Source organism: Candidatus Arthromitus sp. SFB-mouse-NL, from assembly GCF_000709435.1.
Lineage (GTDB): Bacteria > Bacillota > Clostridia > Clostridiales > Clostridiaceae > Dwaynesavagella.
This window is the reverse complement of sequence record NZ_CP008713.1, coordinates 1,563,712-1,577,437: the sequence shown is the minus strand read 5'-3', so window position 1 is coordinate 1,577,437 and position 13,726 is coordinate 1,563,712. Positions and strand designations below refer to the sequence as shown.

Genomic DNA, 13,726 nt, shown 5'->3' with positions numbered 1-13,726 from the left:
AGTAAGTCTTAGATTTTATCTAAGACTTTTTTATTTATGTTTATAAGGAGAAAATTAAACGATGGTATATGATGAATTTAAAAGTAGATTTATTTTATCTCCGATGGCAGGTGTAAATAATATTGCTTTTCGTGAGATGTGTGTAAAGTATCATGATGGGATAAATTTTACAGAAATGGTGAGTTCAACGGCACTTTATTATAAAAGTGATAAAACTGAGAAAATATTTGAAAAGGGTGACTTGGAAGAGAAAGTTGGAGTTCAGATATTTGGGAGTAATCCTGAGCATTTAGTACATGCAGGTGAAATTATATCAAGTCTTGATTATGTAAAAATATTAGATGTTAATATGGGATGTCCTGCCTCAAAGATAATTAAAAACGGTGATGGGTCTGCTCTTACGCTCGATCTTAAGAAAGTTGATGAGATAACATATAAATTGAGAAGTGCAGTAAAGAAGCCATTATCGGTTAAGATAAGGATTGGATATTATGAAAATAAGATAAATTGTTATGATGTTATAAAAGTACTTGAATGTAATGATATTGATTTTATAACAATACATGGTAGATATACAAAGCAGATGTATAAAGGGAAGGCAGATTGGGATGTTATAAGAGAAGCTAATAAGATGGTTAAAACTCCTATCATTGCAAATGGTGATATATTTAATTGTAATGATGGATTTGATATTTTAGATCATACTGGATGTAGATTTGCAGCTGTTGCCCGTGGATCTCATGGTAGGCCTTGGATATTTGAAGATTTAAATAATTATTTAAATTCGAAGCTTGAAGGTAAGAAGTATATTCCTAAAGTAAGAACACATGAATTTATTGTTAGCGATTTAATTGAACATTATAATAAAGCTTTAAAATATGAAGAGGAGAGAGTGGCAGTGTTTGGGATGCGTAAGCAAATAGGTTGGTATCTTAAAGGACTTCACGGAGCGACTGAACTTAAAAGTGAGATATTTAAAATGACTGATCCTAATAAAATATTAAATTTGTTGGAAGAATATAAGAATATAGCTTGATTACATTGACACACAAACTAATATTATTTTATAATTATCAAATAGTTTTTTATTAGTAATTTTTTATTAAAGGAGAAGATTGTATTTATGAGTGATAAGAAATATCTAATTACTAATGATGGTTTGCGCAAATTAGAGGAAGAGCTTGAATATCTAAAAACTATTAAAAGAAAAGAAGTTACAGAAAAGATTAAGGTTGCTCGTGGATATGGTGATTTAAGTGAGAATTCAGAATATGATGAGGCTAAGAATGAACAAGCTTTCGTTGAAGGAAGAATTGCTGAGATAGAAAATAAACTTAAAAATATTGAACTTATAGATGAAAGTGAGATTTCAACAGATGTAGTATCTATTGGATCTGTAGTTACACTTTATGATTTTGAATTTGAAGAGGAAGTTACATATACAATAGTTGGGTCGGCTGAGACCGATACTTTTGAAAATAAGATATCAAATGAGTCGCCTGTTGGTGCAGAGATTATAGGAAGGAAAGTAGATGAAGAATTTATAGTTAATACTCCAGGTGGAAACTGCAAGTATAAGATTGTTAAAATACAGAGGAAGTAGATAATTTAAGGGGAGTACGAATATGGAATTTAATGAACAAGAGATAATACGCCGTAATAAACTCAGTGATCTTCAAGAAAAAGGAATGGATCCATTTAATGTTTATAAGGTAGATGTTTCAGATTATTCTAAGAATATAATTGATAATTATTTAGATTATGAAGGTAAGATTGTAAAGCTTGCTGGAAGAATTATGACTAAGAGAGGACAAGGAAAGGCAGGATTTATAACTATACAGGATACATTAGGGCAGATTCAAATTTTTATTAAAGTAGATATAGTGGGTAAAGAGACGTTAGATAGCGTTTTTTCTTATGATATAGGTGATATCATATGGGTTGAAGGTGAAGTATTTAAAACTAAAGTTGGAGAAGTTACTATAAGAGTTTTAAAGATTGATTTGATATCAAAATCTCTAAGAGTTCTTCCAGAGAAGTTTCACGGTATAACAGATCCGGATTTAAGATATAGACACAGAGAAATAGATATAATAATGAATAGGGATGTTAAAGATGTTTTTTTAAAGAGAAGCAAGATAATATCTGAGATACGGTTGTTTTTAGATAATAGAGGGTATTTAGAGGCTGAAACCCCAATACTTTCCTTAATTGCAGGAGGTGCTGCGGCGCGTCCGTTTTTAACTCATCATAATACGCTTAATATGGATATGTATTTGAGAATTGCAACAGAACTTTATTTAAAAAGGCTTATAGTTTCTGGATTTGATAAGGTTTATGAAATGGGTAAAAATTTTAGGAATGAGGGAATCGATATAAAACATAATCCAGAATTTACTATGATTGAGCTTTATGAAGCTTATTCTGATTATAATGATATGATGAGACTTACAGAAGATTTAATATCTAGCGTGTGTTTAAAAGTTTGTGGAAGTATGAAAGTTGAGTATCAGGGAACAGAGATTGATTTTACTCCTCCGTGGAGAAGGATAACTATGCTTGATGCTGTAAGAGAATATTCTGGTATTGATTTTAAAACTTTAACAATAGAAGATTCTTATAATATTGCAAAAGAACATGAGCTTGAGTTTAAAAAGGATCTTAAAGATTGTTCTAAAGGTGAAATTTTAAATGCAATGTTTGAAAAATATGTGGAGAATAAATTAATACAGCCAACTTTTATTATCGATTATCCAGTTGAAATATCTCCACTTACGAAAAAGAAAAGAGGAGATGATGATTTTACTGAAAGATTTGAAGGATTCATATATGGTCGTGAAATATGCAATGCGTATTCAGAACTTAATGACCCTATAGTTCAGAGGGAAAGATTTTTAAAGCAAGAGCTTGAGCGTGAACTTGGAGATGATGAGGCTTATTCTATAGATGAGGATTTTATGTATTCTCTTGAGTATGGTATGCCTCCAACGGGTGGTCTTGGAATTGGAATTGATAGGATTGTAATGTTTTTGACGAATTCTTATTCTATAAGAGATGTAATATTATTTCCTACAATGAAACCCTTAAGGAATGATTAGATAATACAATTTAATTATTTAATTTAGTTTGAGATTTATGTAGCTCCTAAAAAATGAATATCTTTTAGGAGTTTTTTTATTTTTTTATGTAAATGGAAAAGTACTGTTTTTATAACATACTAATTACATTTGAATTCTATAGGAAATTTAAATATATGAAATAATATTTAAGGGGTAGAGTCACCTAGCTCCTTTATTTGTTTAAAATGTTTTTAATTGAGCATAATAAATATTAGTTTTTAGAGATTTAATTTTAAGGGGTATATAGGGGTATATAGGTATGAGAAAGTGCATGTGTTGTCTTAAGGAAACTGAAACATATGTTGTGAGAAATGATTCTAATAATAATGATTTAGTTCTTTGTAAGGATTGTGAGGTATTATTTTTTAGTGAGTTGTCTGAGGTACAGATAGACATAATATACCCAAATGAAATAAAAAGAGAGCTTGATAAAAAAGTTATAGGACAGGATTATGCAAAGAAGGTATTGTCTTTTGAGATGTATAGACATATACTTAGGATTAAAAATTCTAATATATTAAATTTAAACAAAGGAAATATTATGCTTATCGGACCCAGTGGTAGTGGTAAGACTCTTCTTATTAAAAGTTTATCTGAGATAGTCAAGCTTCCATTTGTTGAGGTTGATATTACTGCGTACACTCAGGTTGGATATGTTGGATTAAATGTATATGATATTATAAAAAATTTACTTAAAGAGGCTAATGGTGATGTTAAGATTGCGGAGTATGGAATTGTGTTTATAGATGAGATAGATAAGATTTCAAAAAGCGGACAAAATGGAGAGGCTAAGGATGTATCTGGAGAAGGTGTTCAGCAAAATCTTCTTAAGATGCTTGAAGGAACAATAGTTAGAATACAAACTGATGATAATGAAACTATAGAGGTTGATACAAAAAATATCCTTTTCATAGGTGGAGGTGCATTTACAGGAATTGAGAGGTATGTTAGAGAGAGAAGTTTTAAAAAAATATTTGGTTTTAAAGAAAATAGCAATTACAATTATAATTTAGAAGTAGATGACTTAAGACGTTATGTTAAACTTGAGGATGTTATTAATTATGGAATACTTAGTGAATTTATAGGAAGATTTCCTTTAATTGTTTGTCTAAATGCGTTAACTAAAGAGAATTTAATAGCTATAACAGAAATAGAGCTTGAACGAGAAGTTATAAATTATTTTAGTTTGATGGGGAAATCTATAAAAATAAAAAAAGAAGTAATCAAAAATATTGTAGATAAATGTTTGAATCATCCATTAGGAGCAAGAGCTATAAGAACCACTATACATGAAATGTTTAAAGATAATTTGTATGATCTATCTATAAGCAGAGATAAGGATATAGAATTATAGATAATGGTTTAAGTGCATATTTTTTTATTTATATTTTTTAATTTATATATTTTTGTTATAATAAAGGGAATGCTTATTATTGGAGGAAATTATGGACGTTTCAATGGAAAAAATTCTATCATTATGTAAAAACAGGGGATTTATATTTCAGGGATCTGAGATATATGGTGGACTTGCAAATTCTTGGGATTATGGTCCGTTAGGAGTTGAAATTAAGAATAATTTAAAGAAGGCTTGGTGGAAAAGATTTGTATATGAAAGTCAATATAATGTTGGGCTTGATTCTGCTATTTTAATGAATAAAGAGGTTTGGATAGCATCTGGTCATATTGGTGGATTTTCTGATCCTCTTATGGATTGTAAGGAATGTAAGAGTAGATTTAGGGCAGATAAATTAATAGATGATTATTTTATAGACAGTGGACGTGAGATTCTTGGAATTGATGGTTATTCTAAAGAAGAGTTAAAGAAAATTATAGATGATGAAAATATAGTTTGTCCTAAGTGTGGGGAGAAGAACTATACGGATATAAGAAGTTTTAATTTGATGTTTAAGACATTTCAAGGTGTTACTGAGGATAATAAGGCTGAAATTTATTTAAGACCTGAGACTGCTCAAGGGATATTTGTTAATTTTAAAAATGTACTCAGAAGTTCAAGAAAAAAGCTTCCTTTTGGAATAGCTCAAATTGGTAAGAGTTTTAGAAATGAGATAACTCCAGGGAATTTTATATTTAGAACTAGAGAATTTGAACAAATGGAGCTTGAGTTTTTTTGTAAACCTGGTGAGGATTTAAATTGGTTTGAATATTGGAGAGAGTATTGTTTAAAATTTTTAAGAGATCTTGGAATAAAGGAAGAAGAATTGAAAATTAGGGATCATTCTAGGGAAGAGCTTTCATTTTATTCAAATGCTACAACTGATATTGAGTTTAAATTTCCTTTTGGATTTGGTGAGTTATGGGGAATTGCTGATAGAACGGATTACGATTTAAAAGCACATATGAATCATTCATCGGAGGATCTTACATATTTTGACCAAGAATTAAATGAAAAATATATTCCTTATTGTATAGAGCCATCTCTTGGAGTTGATAGACTTCTTTTGAGCGTAATGTGTAGTGCATATGATGAGGAATGTATAAAAGATGGTGATATTCGTACAGTTTTGAGATTTCACCCAGCTGTAGCTCCTGTAAAAATTGGTGTATTACCTTTATCAAAAAAATTATCTGATAAAGCTATGATAGTTTACGAAAAATTGAGTAAAAAATATAATTGTGAGTATGATGAATCAGGAGCTATAGGTAAGAGATATAGAAGACAAGATGAGATAGGAACTCCTTATTGTGTAACTATTGATTTTGATTCGCTTGAAGATAATAGTGTAACCATTAGAGATAGAGATACAATGGATCAAGTTAGGATTAATATAGATTGTTTGGATGAATATTTTAATCTTAAATTTGAATTTTAATAAAAGCTAGTAAATTTTTATTTACTAGCTTTTATTTTTTGGATGATTTCTTTAAATTTATCTCCTCGTTCTTCAAAATTTTTGAACATATCAAAGCTTGCCGAAGCTGGTGATAGAAGTATAACATCATTTTCACATGCATTTTTATATGCATGTGAAACGAGTTCATTAAAATCATTAAATATGATTATTTCTATATCAGAAGAGTATTTTTTAAATACATCGTATATTTTTTGTTTAGTTGCGCCTATTAGGTAGAGTTTTTTAATCTTATCATAACCATTTAATAACGGAACATAGGAAATGTTTTTATCATATCCTCCGGCAATTAGAATGACTTTTTGATCAAAACACGATAAGGTAGCAAGAGTACGTGTAGGAGTTGAGGCTATGGAATCATTATAAAAATGTATGTTATTTATTGTATCGACAAATTCATTTCTATGTTTTACCCCGCTGAATTCTTTAGCAAAATTTTTAATTGTAGAGTAAGATATATCAGGTATTGTTGCAAGTATTGCAGCTGCAAAGTTTAACATATTGTGATCACCTTTAATTTTTAGATCATTTTTGTGAAGTATTCTTTGGTTTAATACATAGAGCTCATCATTTTTTAAATATGAACCATTTTTTATAACTTCTTTATCATCGAAATGATTAATAGAAAACTTTCTAGATCTTCCATTTAATTCTTTATCAAAGGAATTAGTAATAGAACAATCTCTATTTAATATTGTAATGCTATTATCATCTTGAAATCTAAATATGTTTTTCTTACAATCGATATATTCATTCATGTCCTTATGATAATCCAAATGATTAGGGGATATATTTGTTATTATAGATACATCAGGAGATATATTTATGTTCATAAGTTGAAAACTAGATAGTTCTAAGACAACTTTATCATCTTCTCTCATTTCTTCAATTTTGCTAAATAAAGGGAATCCTATATTACCTCCAACCCATGTTTTATATCCTGAGTTTTTTAATAAGTTATATAAAATACTAGTAGTGGTAGTTTTTCCATCACTTCCTGTCACACCATATATTTTTGATGGACAATACCTAAGAAGCTCTTCTATTTCGGAGGTTATTATAGAACCGTTTTTTTTAGCATTTTCGAACTCTAAAATATCAGACCTAATAGAAGGAGTCTTAAATATATAATCGAAATTATTAATGTAATTTAGATAATTTTTTCCAAATACAAATTTAATGTTTAGTTTATTGAATGATTTTATTTCCAAATTCGAAAAATTTTCAATATCTTTCCTATCAAATAGAGTGATTTTGCAACCTAATTTAGATAAAAAATTTATTAATGGAATATTACTTATACCTAATCCAACGATTGCAACGTGTTTGTTTTTAATATTAGTTTTAAAGTCTTTAAAATCCTGTCTCATATATCCTCCGACAAAATAATGCAAGAGATAACGATATTATATTATATTTAAATATAAGTGTACAAGTGAGTTAAAATCAAATGTTATTATTTAAAATAATTTATAATTATAAACTTAATTTAAAAAACAGAAAACTAATGCCTGCAGTATAGTTAATATAAGCTATACAAGGTATTGTAAAGTTTTCTGTTTTTTGTTTATGGAAAATTTTTAAAAAATTTTAGATAAATTTTTAAATAATTGTATTTCGTGTTCAGGGATTACATGGGTGTATGTTTGGAGTGTAAAAGAAACGTTTGAATGACCAAGCCGTTTGGATAAAATTTTGTAATTTATGTTTTTATTTAATAGCAATGTTGCATGTATATGCCTTAAATCATGGAATCTGATTTTTTTAATATTATGTCTCCTTAAAAATCTTTTGAAATTAGCTGAAACGACATTAGGATTTACAGGCATGTTAATATTATTAGGATTCGGGAAAACGTATTTGGATATTTTATTTTTATAGAGACGTTTTAATATTTCTATACTTTTATCTAAAAGTACAATTTGCCTTACAGAAGTAGCTGTTTTGGGGAGAGTAATGCCTGAAAAATCTCCACAGACTATATATGATTTATCTACTGTTAGTATATTTTGTTCAAAGTCAACACAGTCCCATGTTAAAGCACATACCTCTCCTTTACGCAATCCAGTTTCCAAGACTAAATACATCATATCGTAATATTTAAATTTCTGTAATATTGGTAGATATTTATTTATTTCCTGTTCACTCCAAATATTTCTAGTTGTATATATTATTTTAGGCAATTTTATTTCATCAAAAACATTGTAGGGAATTATGTTATTTTTTTTAGCATAAGTAAATATATATTTCAGAAATTCAATGGTTTTTCGTCTAGAAATATTCTTTTTTAAACTAATCTTTGAATTGATCAAATCATAAATATCATTTGTTTTGATTTGTTTTATATCTTTGTTTATTGCTTTGAAATTATTTACAAAGAAATTAATCTGTCTTTTATATGTAATTAAAGTTGTTGGCTTTAATCCACGTTTAACACAGTCATCCAAAAACACATAACATACATCTTTAAAAGTTTTTTTATTATTCTTGATTATTGATTTTTGTTCTTCAAATGTAAGCGCTTCTTTTATACAAGCTTTTTTAGTTTTAAAACCACACTTTCTTTTATATTTTTTCTTTCCATTGTTATCTTGTCCTAGATACACGCAGTACTCCCAATTATTATCGCATTTCTTTTTTATAACCATAAATACCCTCCTAATAATTCCGAAAATATCTTATTTATATATTTTCGAAAATATATGGATTAATTTTAACTTTTTGTAAACTATTTGTTAATATAAAATTTAAATATTTATATTGTTGATGATAATGTTGATAACTTGTGAATAATTTTTATTGCAAATTCAAAAGTGAAGGTTAAACCTTTCAAAAGTGAAGGTTCTAAACATAATAATAAATATAATTATAAAAAATATAATAAAAACAACTATGTTATTGTTATTGAAATAAATTTTAAATTTAATTATTAAATTGGTATAAATTGACAATCAAAAAAGTTAAAAGCTATAATTTTAATAAATTGATTACTTGGAGAGTGTAACTAATGGGATTAAAAAAAGATTGCTTAAAAAATGTTGTAGATAAATTAAACAGTTACGCAGTGATACAAAAAAATATTGAGTACATAGATAAACAAATTAAATTAATAGATAGTGAGCTATTAAAAGTTAAAACGTCAAAACTGGAAGAGGGTAGGGGTGGAAACTCTAACTGCAGATTTGAAAAATTACTGGATAAAAAAACAAAACTGAGTAATAAATTAAATGACCTTAAGTTAGATAAAAAATTTATATCCGAATCAGTTAATTTATTAGAGGGTATGGAGAGATCAGTTATAATTGATTTTTATTTTAAAAATTTAAATATATCTAAAATTGCCAAACAATTATCATATTCTGAGTCACAAATAAGGAGAGTTAAAACTAACGCTATTACTAACTTAAAGGGTATTTTAAATTAAATGGTATGCGTAAAACATGCGTATTTTATGCGTAAAACATGCGTATTTTATGCGTAAAACATGAGCGTTTTTTTTATAAAAAATGTGTTAAAATGATAAAGTACTAAAGTATATTGATTTGAATTTACATAGTGCTAACCATAAATTTTTACATTGTTAGACAAAATGATCTATAAAAATAAAGATTAAATTATGTCGGATTAAATATTTTATAAATTACAAAGATAAATCCTTATTTTAAGTAAGTAAATGAGGATTTATTGTTTTTTATTAAGAGGTGTTCATGCTTTGTTAAAAATAAATAAGATATATAATATTGACTGTCTGGATGGACTTAAAGAAATAGATGAAAAATCATTAGATTTTATAGGTGATAAATAAGATAATGAGATGAATTATACAGAACCAATAAGAGACAAGGAATTGTTAGGAGGTATAGCTAGATATTTAAAATCTAATAATAAAAGGGATTATGTACTATTTTCACTTGCTGTTTATTCAGGACTTAGAATAACGGATATTTTAAACCTTAAAGTTAGAGATGTAAAAAATAAAAATGAATTTATATTAGTTGAGAAAAAAACAGGTAAGAGAAAGACTTTAAATATTAATCCTAATCTACAAAATATTTTAAAATCATTTATTAAAAATAGAGATGATAGAGAGTATATAATATCTTATAGAGATAATGGAGAGAATCCAATAAGTAGAGCTAGAGCATTCCAAATAATCAAAAGTTGTGGAGATAGATTTGACTTGAGAATATCACCACACAGTCTACGTAAAACATTTGGATATTTTCATTATAAAACTAATAAAGATATCATAATTCTTCAAAAAATATTTAATCATTCTCATACAGATATTACATTTCGTTATATTGGTGTAAATTCTGAGACCATAAAAAAATCAATAAATAATTTAAAATTTTGGTAGATTTTCATTTAAAAATGAAGGTCTTTTTTATTTTTTTGAATAGAACTATCCATATTGAGAGCAGGTTTAATTCAAAGGTGTAAAAAATACATAATCTAGTAAATAAGCAGGTTTGTAAGATGTAATGGAATTTAACACAATTATACAATATGTTAAGTTTGATATATAAAATAATAGTATAAAAATAAAATTATTTATAAGTTAACTCTTGAATAATTATAGCATTAATGCTATAATTATAATATACTAAGTAAGGGAGTTGAATTTATGCCTACGATATGTATGTTTAGAGGGATTAAAATTTATATTAATTGGAAAGAGCATAATCCACCACATTTTCATGCACAATATGGAAATCAAAAAGTATCAATAGATATTAACAAGATTGATGTATTAAGAGGGGAAATACCTAATAAACAATTAAAAATGGTTTTAGGTTGGACAGCATTGCATCAAGAAGAGTTATTAGAAAATTGGGAACTAGCTAAAAATAATCATGAATTATTTGACATAGAACCGTTAAGATAAACGGTTCTATAGGAGGAATAATATGGATAAAAAAATAAAGTATTATCTTGATAGAGGCATGGATTATGATATGGCTAAATATTTTGCAACAGGTGAAAGAACAATTATAGAAGTTATCCCAAATGATGATTATACATTGACTCTTAGATTTGATAATGGTGAAATACGGAAATATGATTGCAATCATTTAATAGAAAAAGGAACTGTATTTGAATTTTTAAGTGATTATAATAATTTTAAAAGAGTATATCTAGATGAAAGTAATACAGTATCTTGGGATAAAGATCCAAATATTGATAGTAATTTAAATTGGAGTAATAAAGTTGATTTAAGTTCTGATACTTTGTATGTTAAAAGTATTCCTCAAGATCTAGGCATAAATGAAATTATAGATTATTTAATTAGAAAACGACAAGACGAAGGATTAACTCAACAGGATTTATCCAATAAAACGGGATTAACACAGTCTGTTATAGCTCGTTTTGAAACCAAAAAAGTTATACCTAGAATGGATACTATTTTAAAAATTGCTAATGCTTTAAATTGTAAGTTAAAAATAGTAGATAATAAATAGAGTGGTAGTTGCACATTTTTTGCAACAACCACTTTTTATTTACATCGATTGTCATTTTAAAATATAAATAAATAAAAATTTTTAAAATAAGTATTGACATAATCGGTATTATATGATATACTCATTATATAAGGAGGGAGGAAATTAATGAATTTTAGACAAGTTGAAAAAATATTAAAAGAAAATGGATGGATAGAAAAGAATTCTAAAGGTTCACATTTTCATTATATACATCCCATGAAAAAAGGAAAAATTACAATACCTAAACATACTAATAAAGATATAGATATTAAAACATTAAAATCTATTTTTAAATATGCAGGAATTGAAGTGAGATTAAAATAGATTTAAAGATACTTAGGAGATTAACTCCTAAGTATCACAAAACAAATAAATATTTTTTCAATGATTTAAATTTATATTAGATCTTATAAAGTTTATTAATTTTCTCTTAGGTTCAAGAAGGGAAGTTTTAAAATGTTAGTTTCATATCCAGCAGTATTTTATAAGCTTGAAGATGGGGCTTATAGTGTAACATTTCCTGATTTTAGAGTAACAACACATGGAAGGGATTTGGAAGATGCAACAAGGATGGCTATTGATTGTTTAGCGGGAGAAATTAGGTGGTGTAAGGAACAAAATCAAGAAATACCGAAACCAACACTTGATTTAAATTTGGTTGAGGTTGATGAAAAAACAGAAGGAGATTATGTAGAAGCTATTAAACAAATAGTAACAGTTGATGCAGATGATTATGCTAAAAAGCATTTTGATAAATCTGTTAAAAAGAATTTAACAATACCTAAATGGATGAATGACGAGGCTTTAGAATTAGGAATAAATTTTTCTAAAGTGTTACAAAATGCATTATTAGATGAAATAAATCGTGCTAAAGACAAGATGTATGGAATTAATAAAGAGTAAATATTTAAATAGTTGTTGTAAGTTTTGCAACAACTATTTTTATTTCAACATTTGGAAGGAAATATAAAATGATTAATATAGATAGAAATAACAATATGTATGATTATATTTTGACATCGAATCATTATTCGGGAGATGTTGAAACGATATATTTTATAAAAGATAAATTAACAAGAAATCAATTTGAGGGATATTTAATTGGTAATGCAATTAAATATCTCAGCAGATACAATAGCAAGGGTGGAGAAATTAAAGATATTAAAAAGGCAATAACATATTTAACTTGGATGGTTGATCATAAAAATGAAAAAGTTATGTAATAAGTTTGGATGTAATAATTTAATAAACTTAAAAGATAAATATTGTGACGAACATAAAGGTGTTCCTAAAGATCAATTAAAGAGATGGCGTAAGGATTATGATGATAAACGTAAGGGCGATAAATACAGAAAATTTTATAAAAGTGTACAGTGGAAAATAGTTAGGGATTATATACTAAGGAGAGATAATTACATTTGCCAAGAGTGTATAAAGGATAACAAGATGATTATATGTAATACAGTCCATCATATTATTGGGGTTAAAGATGATTTTAATAAGGCACTAGACGAGAATAATTTAATAACGCTTTGTGCTGATTGTCACAACAAGATACATAATAGGTTTTAATATGAATAGATCTAAATATTTGAAAGATATTGGTAAGCGAATTAAAAAGATTAGGAGATTAGGTGGATTATCACAATACGAATTAGCAAAAATGTGTGGATATAAATCTAGATCCACAATAAATAAAATTGAAACTGGTATTAATGATGTACCAATATATAAACTCAAAATAATAACAGAGATGCTAAATATAGATGTAACAATTATATTGAATGAAAATGAATTTAATAATTTTTATGAAAATAACAGAAGTAACCCAAATTTATAATTTATATTGAATTAAAAGGGATGATAATTTCTATAAAAAATTACTACACCCTATTTTATATTTTAGAATTTGTATGACAAATTGTGTGACAAATTGTATGACATTGTATGACAAATTGTATGACTAATTAGTCATACAAAAAAATTAAAAATATTTTTAGATGTTTATATTATAGGAGAGTAGTATAAAAATTTAATTATACATGGAGAATATAGGATAATTAAAATTAGGATATGTAAATAGATTTATGTTATTGATGATAATTAACAACATGGTATACTTAATTTTTTATTTGAGGAGTATTATTTTTATAGGTACTTCCAGAGTATTAAAACCATTGCGGTGCCGTGACCCCGAAATATCTCTAGTTTTCATCAAAAAAAATCGTGTCCTTGTCCTTTTTTAATTTGGTTT

Annotated in this window: 16 protein-coding genes; 14 read left to right on the top strand and 2 right to left on the bottom strand. The window is 26.8% G+C overall.

Annotated features, from left to right (window positions below):
• The first annotated feature begins 61 nt into the window (after positions 1-61).
• The 5 genes from SFBMNL_RS07625 to SFBMNL_RS07605 all read left to right on the top strand — a co-directional run bounded on the left by SFBMNL_RS07625 (position 62) and on the right by SFBMNL_RS07605 (position 5,950).
• The gene (locus SFBMNL_RS07625) at positions 62-1,036 is read left to right on the top strand and encodes a tRNA dihydrouridine synthase (protein ID WP_005805093.1); all 975 of its coding nucleotides are present in this window, start codon (positions 62-64) and stop codon (positions 1,034-1,036) included.
• A gap of 87 nt (positions 1,037-1,123) precedes the next feature.
• A complete protein-coding gene (greA, locus tag SFBMNL_RS07620) occupies positions 1,124-1,603 on the top strand; it encodes a transcription elongation factor GreA (protein WP_042295120.1) in 480 nt (159 codons plus the stop codon).
• A gap of 22 nt (positions 1,604-1,625) precedes the next feature.
• Positions 1,626-3,098 carry a lysine--tRNA ligase gene (gene lysS / locus SFBMNL_RS07615; protein WP_005805095.1) on the top strand — a complete coding sequence of 491 codons (1,473 nt, stop codon included), beginning with the start codon at positions 1,626-1,628 and terminating at the stop codon, positions 3,096-3,098.
• 280 nt (positions 3,099-3,378) lie between these two features.
• The gene (locus tag SFBMNL_RS07610; RefSeq protein WP_005805096.1) at positions 3,379-4,473 is read left to right on the top strand and encodes an AAA family ATPase; all 1,095 of its coding nucleotides are present in this window, start codon (positions 3,379-3,381) and stop codon (positions 4,471-4,473) included.
• 91 nt (positions 4,474-4,564) lie between these two features.
• Positions 4,565-5,950 carry a glycine--tRNA ligase gene (locus SFBMNL_RS07605; protein WP_042295118.1) on the top strand — a complete coding sequence of 462 codons (1,386 nt, stop codon included), beginning with the start codon at positions 4,565-4,567 and terminating at the stop codon, positions 5,948-5,950.
• A 17-nt stretch (positions 5,951-5,967) separates the two neighbouring features.
• Here SFBMNL_RS07605 and murD read toward each other — a convergent pair whose 3' ends face one another.
• Together murD and SFBMNL_RS07595 are read right to left on the bottom strand one after the other, a co-directional pair.
• Positions 5,968-7,359: a UDP-N-acetylmuramoyl-L-alanine--D-glutamate ligase gene (gene murD / locus SFBMNL_RS07600; protein WP_014018071.1), complete on the bottom strand. Its 1,392-nt coding sequence runs from the start codon at positions 7,357-7,359 to the stop codon at positions 5,968-5,970.
• 210 nt (positions 7,360-7,569) lie between these two features.
• Positions 7,570-8,637, bottom strand: a complete 1,068-nt coding sequence (locus SFBMNL_RS07595) for a site-specific integrase (RefSeq protein ID WP_042295116.1) — start codon at positions 8,635-8,637, stop codon at positions 7,570-7,572.
• Positions 8,638-8,996: 359 nt separating this feature from the next.
• On the opposite strand from SFBMNL_RS07595, the gene SFBMNL_RS07590 reads away from it, so the two are divergent.
• The 9 genes from SFBMNL_RS07590 to SFBMNL_RS07545 all read left to right on the top strand — a co-directional run bounded on the left by SFBMNL_RS07590 (position 8,997) and on the right by SFBMNL_RS07545 (position 13,312).
• The gene (locus tag SFBMNL_RS07590; RefSeq protein ID WP_042295114.1) at positions 8,997-9,413 is read left to right on the top strand and encodes a sigma factor-like helix-turn-helix DNA-binding protein; all 417 of its coding nucleotides are present in this window, start codon (positions 8,997-8,999) and stop codon (positions 9,411-9,413) included.
• A gap of 390 nt (positions 9,414-9,803) precedes the next feature.
• A complete protein-coding gene (locus tag SFBMNL_RS07585) occupies positions 9,804-10,349 on the top strand; it encodes a tyrosine-type recombinase/integrase (protein ID WP_042295112.1) in 546 nt (181 codons plus the stop codon).
• A gap of 282 nt (positions 10,350-10,631) precedes the next feature.
• Positions 10,632-10,877, top strand: coding sequence for a DUF4160 domain-containing protein (locus tag SFBMNL_RS07580; RefSeq protein WP_369751269.1), 246 nt, complete (start codon positions 10,632-10,634; stop codon positions 10,875-10,877).
• Positions 10,878-10,899: 22 nt separating this feature from the next.
• On the top strand, positions 10,900-11,451 hold the full coding sequence (locus SFBMNL_RS08280) for a helix-turn-helix domain-containing protein (protein ID WP_144238983.1): 552 nt from the start codon (positions 10,900-10,902) through the stop codon (positions 11,449-11,451).
• Positions 11,452-11,598: 147 nt separating this feature from the next.
• Complete coding sequence (locus tag SFBMNL_RS07565; RefSeq protein WP_042294019.1) at positions 11,599-11,796, top strand: type II toxin-antitoxin system HicA family toxin; 198 nt, start codon at positions 11,599-11,601, stop codon at positions 11,794-11,796.
• Positions 11,797-11,928: 132 nt separating this feature from the next.
• Entirely contained in the window at positions 11,929-12,375 is a 447-nt protein-coding gene (locus SFBMNL_RS07560) for a type II toxin-antitoxin system HicB family antitoxin (protein WP_042295107.1), read from the top strand.
• 68 nt (positions 12,376-12,443) lie between these two features.
• The gene (locus tag SFBMNL_RS07555; RefSeq protein ID WP_052341901.1) at positions 12,444-12,695 is read left to right on the top strand and encodes a DUF3310 domain-containing protein; all 252 of its coding nucleotides are present in this window, start codon (positions 12,444-12,446) and stop codon (positions 12,693-12,695) included.
• Positions 12,679-13,044 (top strand): HNH endonuclease, encoded by a 366-nt coding sequence (locus SFBMNL_RS07550; protein ID WP_042295106.1) that lies wholly within the window; start codon positions 12,679-12,681, stop codon positions 13,042-13,044. The genes SFBMNL_RS07555 and SFBMNL_RS07550 overlap by 17 nt, the downstream gene beginning before the upstream one ends.
• A gap of 1 nt (position 13,045) precedes the next feature.
• The gene (locus SFBMNL_RS07545; RefSeq protein ID WP_052341900.1) at positions 13,046-13,312 is read left to right on the top strand and encodes a helix-turn-helix domain-containing protein; all 267 of its coding nucleotides are present in this window, start codon (positions 13,046-13,048) and stop codon (positions 13,310-13,312) included.
• The last annotated feature ends 414 nt before the right edge of the window (positions 13,313-13,726 follow it).

Excerpts from the sequence above, each read along its gene's own strand:
- SFBMNL_RS07625 (WP_005805093.1), top strand. The coding sequence starts at position 62 with ATGGTATATGATGAATTTAAAAGTAGATTTATTTTATCTCCGATGGCA.
- greA (WP_042295120.1), top strand. The coding sequence starts at position 1,124 with ATGAGTGATAAGAAATATCTAATTACTAATGATGGTTTGCGCAAATTA.
- lysS (WP_005805095.1), top strand. The coding sequence starts at position 1,626 with ATGGAATTTAATGAACAAGAGATAATACGCCGTAATAAACTCAGTGAT.
- SFBMNL_RS07610 (WP_005805096.1), top strand. The coding sequence starts at position 3,379 with ATGAGAAAGTGCATGTGTTGTCTTAAGGAAACTGAAACATATGTTGTG.
- SFBMNL_RS07605 (WP_042295118.1), top strand. The coding sequence starts at position 4,565 with ATGGACGTTTCAATGGAAAAAATTCTATCATTATGTAAAAACAGGGGA.
- murD (WP_014018071.1), bottom strand. The coding sequence starts at position 7,359 with ATGAGACAGGATTTTAAAGACTTTAAAACTAATATTAAAAACAAACAC.
- SFBMNL_RS07595 (WP_042295116.1), bottom strand. The coding sequence starts at position 8,637 with ATGGTTATAAAAAAGAAATGCGATAATAATTGGGAGTACTGCGTGTAT.
- SFBMNL_RS07590 (WP_042295114.1), top strand. The coding sequence starts at position 8,997 with ATGGGATTAAAAAAAGATTGCTTAAAAAATGTTGTAGATAAATTAAAC.
- SFBMNL_RS07585 (WP_042295112.1), top strand. The coding sequence starts at position 9,804 with ATGAATTATACAGAACCAATAAGAGACAAGGAATTGTTAGGAGGTATA.
- SFBMNL_RS07580 (WP_369751269.1), top strand. The coding sequence starts at position 10,632 with ATGTTTAGAGGGATTAAAATTTATATTAATTGGAAAGAGCATAATCCA.
- SFBMNL_RS08280 (WP_144238983.1), top strand. The coding sequence starts at position 10,900 with ATGGATAAAAAAATAAAGTATTATCTTGATAGAGGCATGGATTATGAT.
- SFBMNL_RS07565 (WP_042294019.1), top strand. The coding sequence starts at position 11,599 with ATGAATTTTAGACAAGTTGAAAAAATATTAAAAGAAAATGGATGGATA.
- SFBMNL_RS07560 (WP_042295107.1), top strand. The coding sequence starts at position 11,929 with ATGTTAGTTTCATATCCAGCAGTATTTTATAAGCTTGAAGATGGGGCT.
- SFBMNL_RS07555 (WP_052341901.1), top strand. The coding sequence starts at position 12,444 with ATGATTAATATAGATAGAAATAACAATATGTATGATTATATTTTGACA.
- SFBMNL_RS07550 (WP_042295106.1), top strand. The coding sequence starts at position 12,679 with ATGAAAAAGTTATGTAATAAGTTTGGATGTAATAATTTAATAAACTTA.
- SFBMNL_RS07545 (WP_052341900.1), top strand. The coding sequence starts at position 13,046 with ATGAATAGATCTAAATATTTGAAAGATATTGGTAAGCGAATTAAAAAG.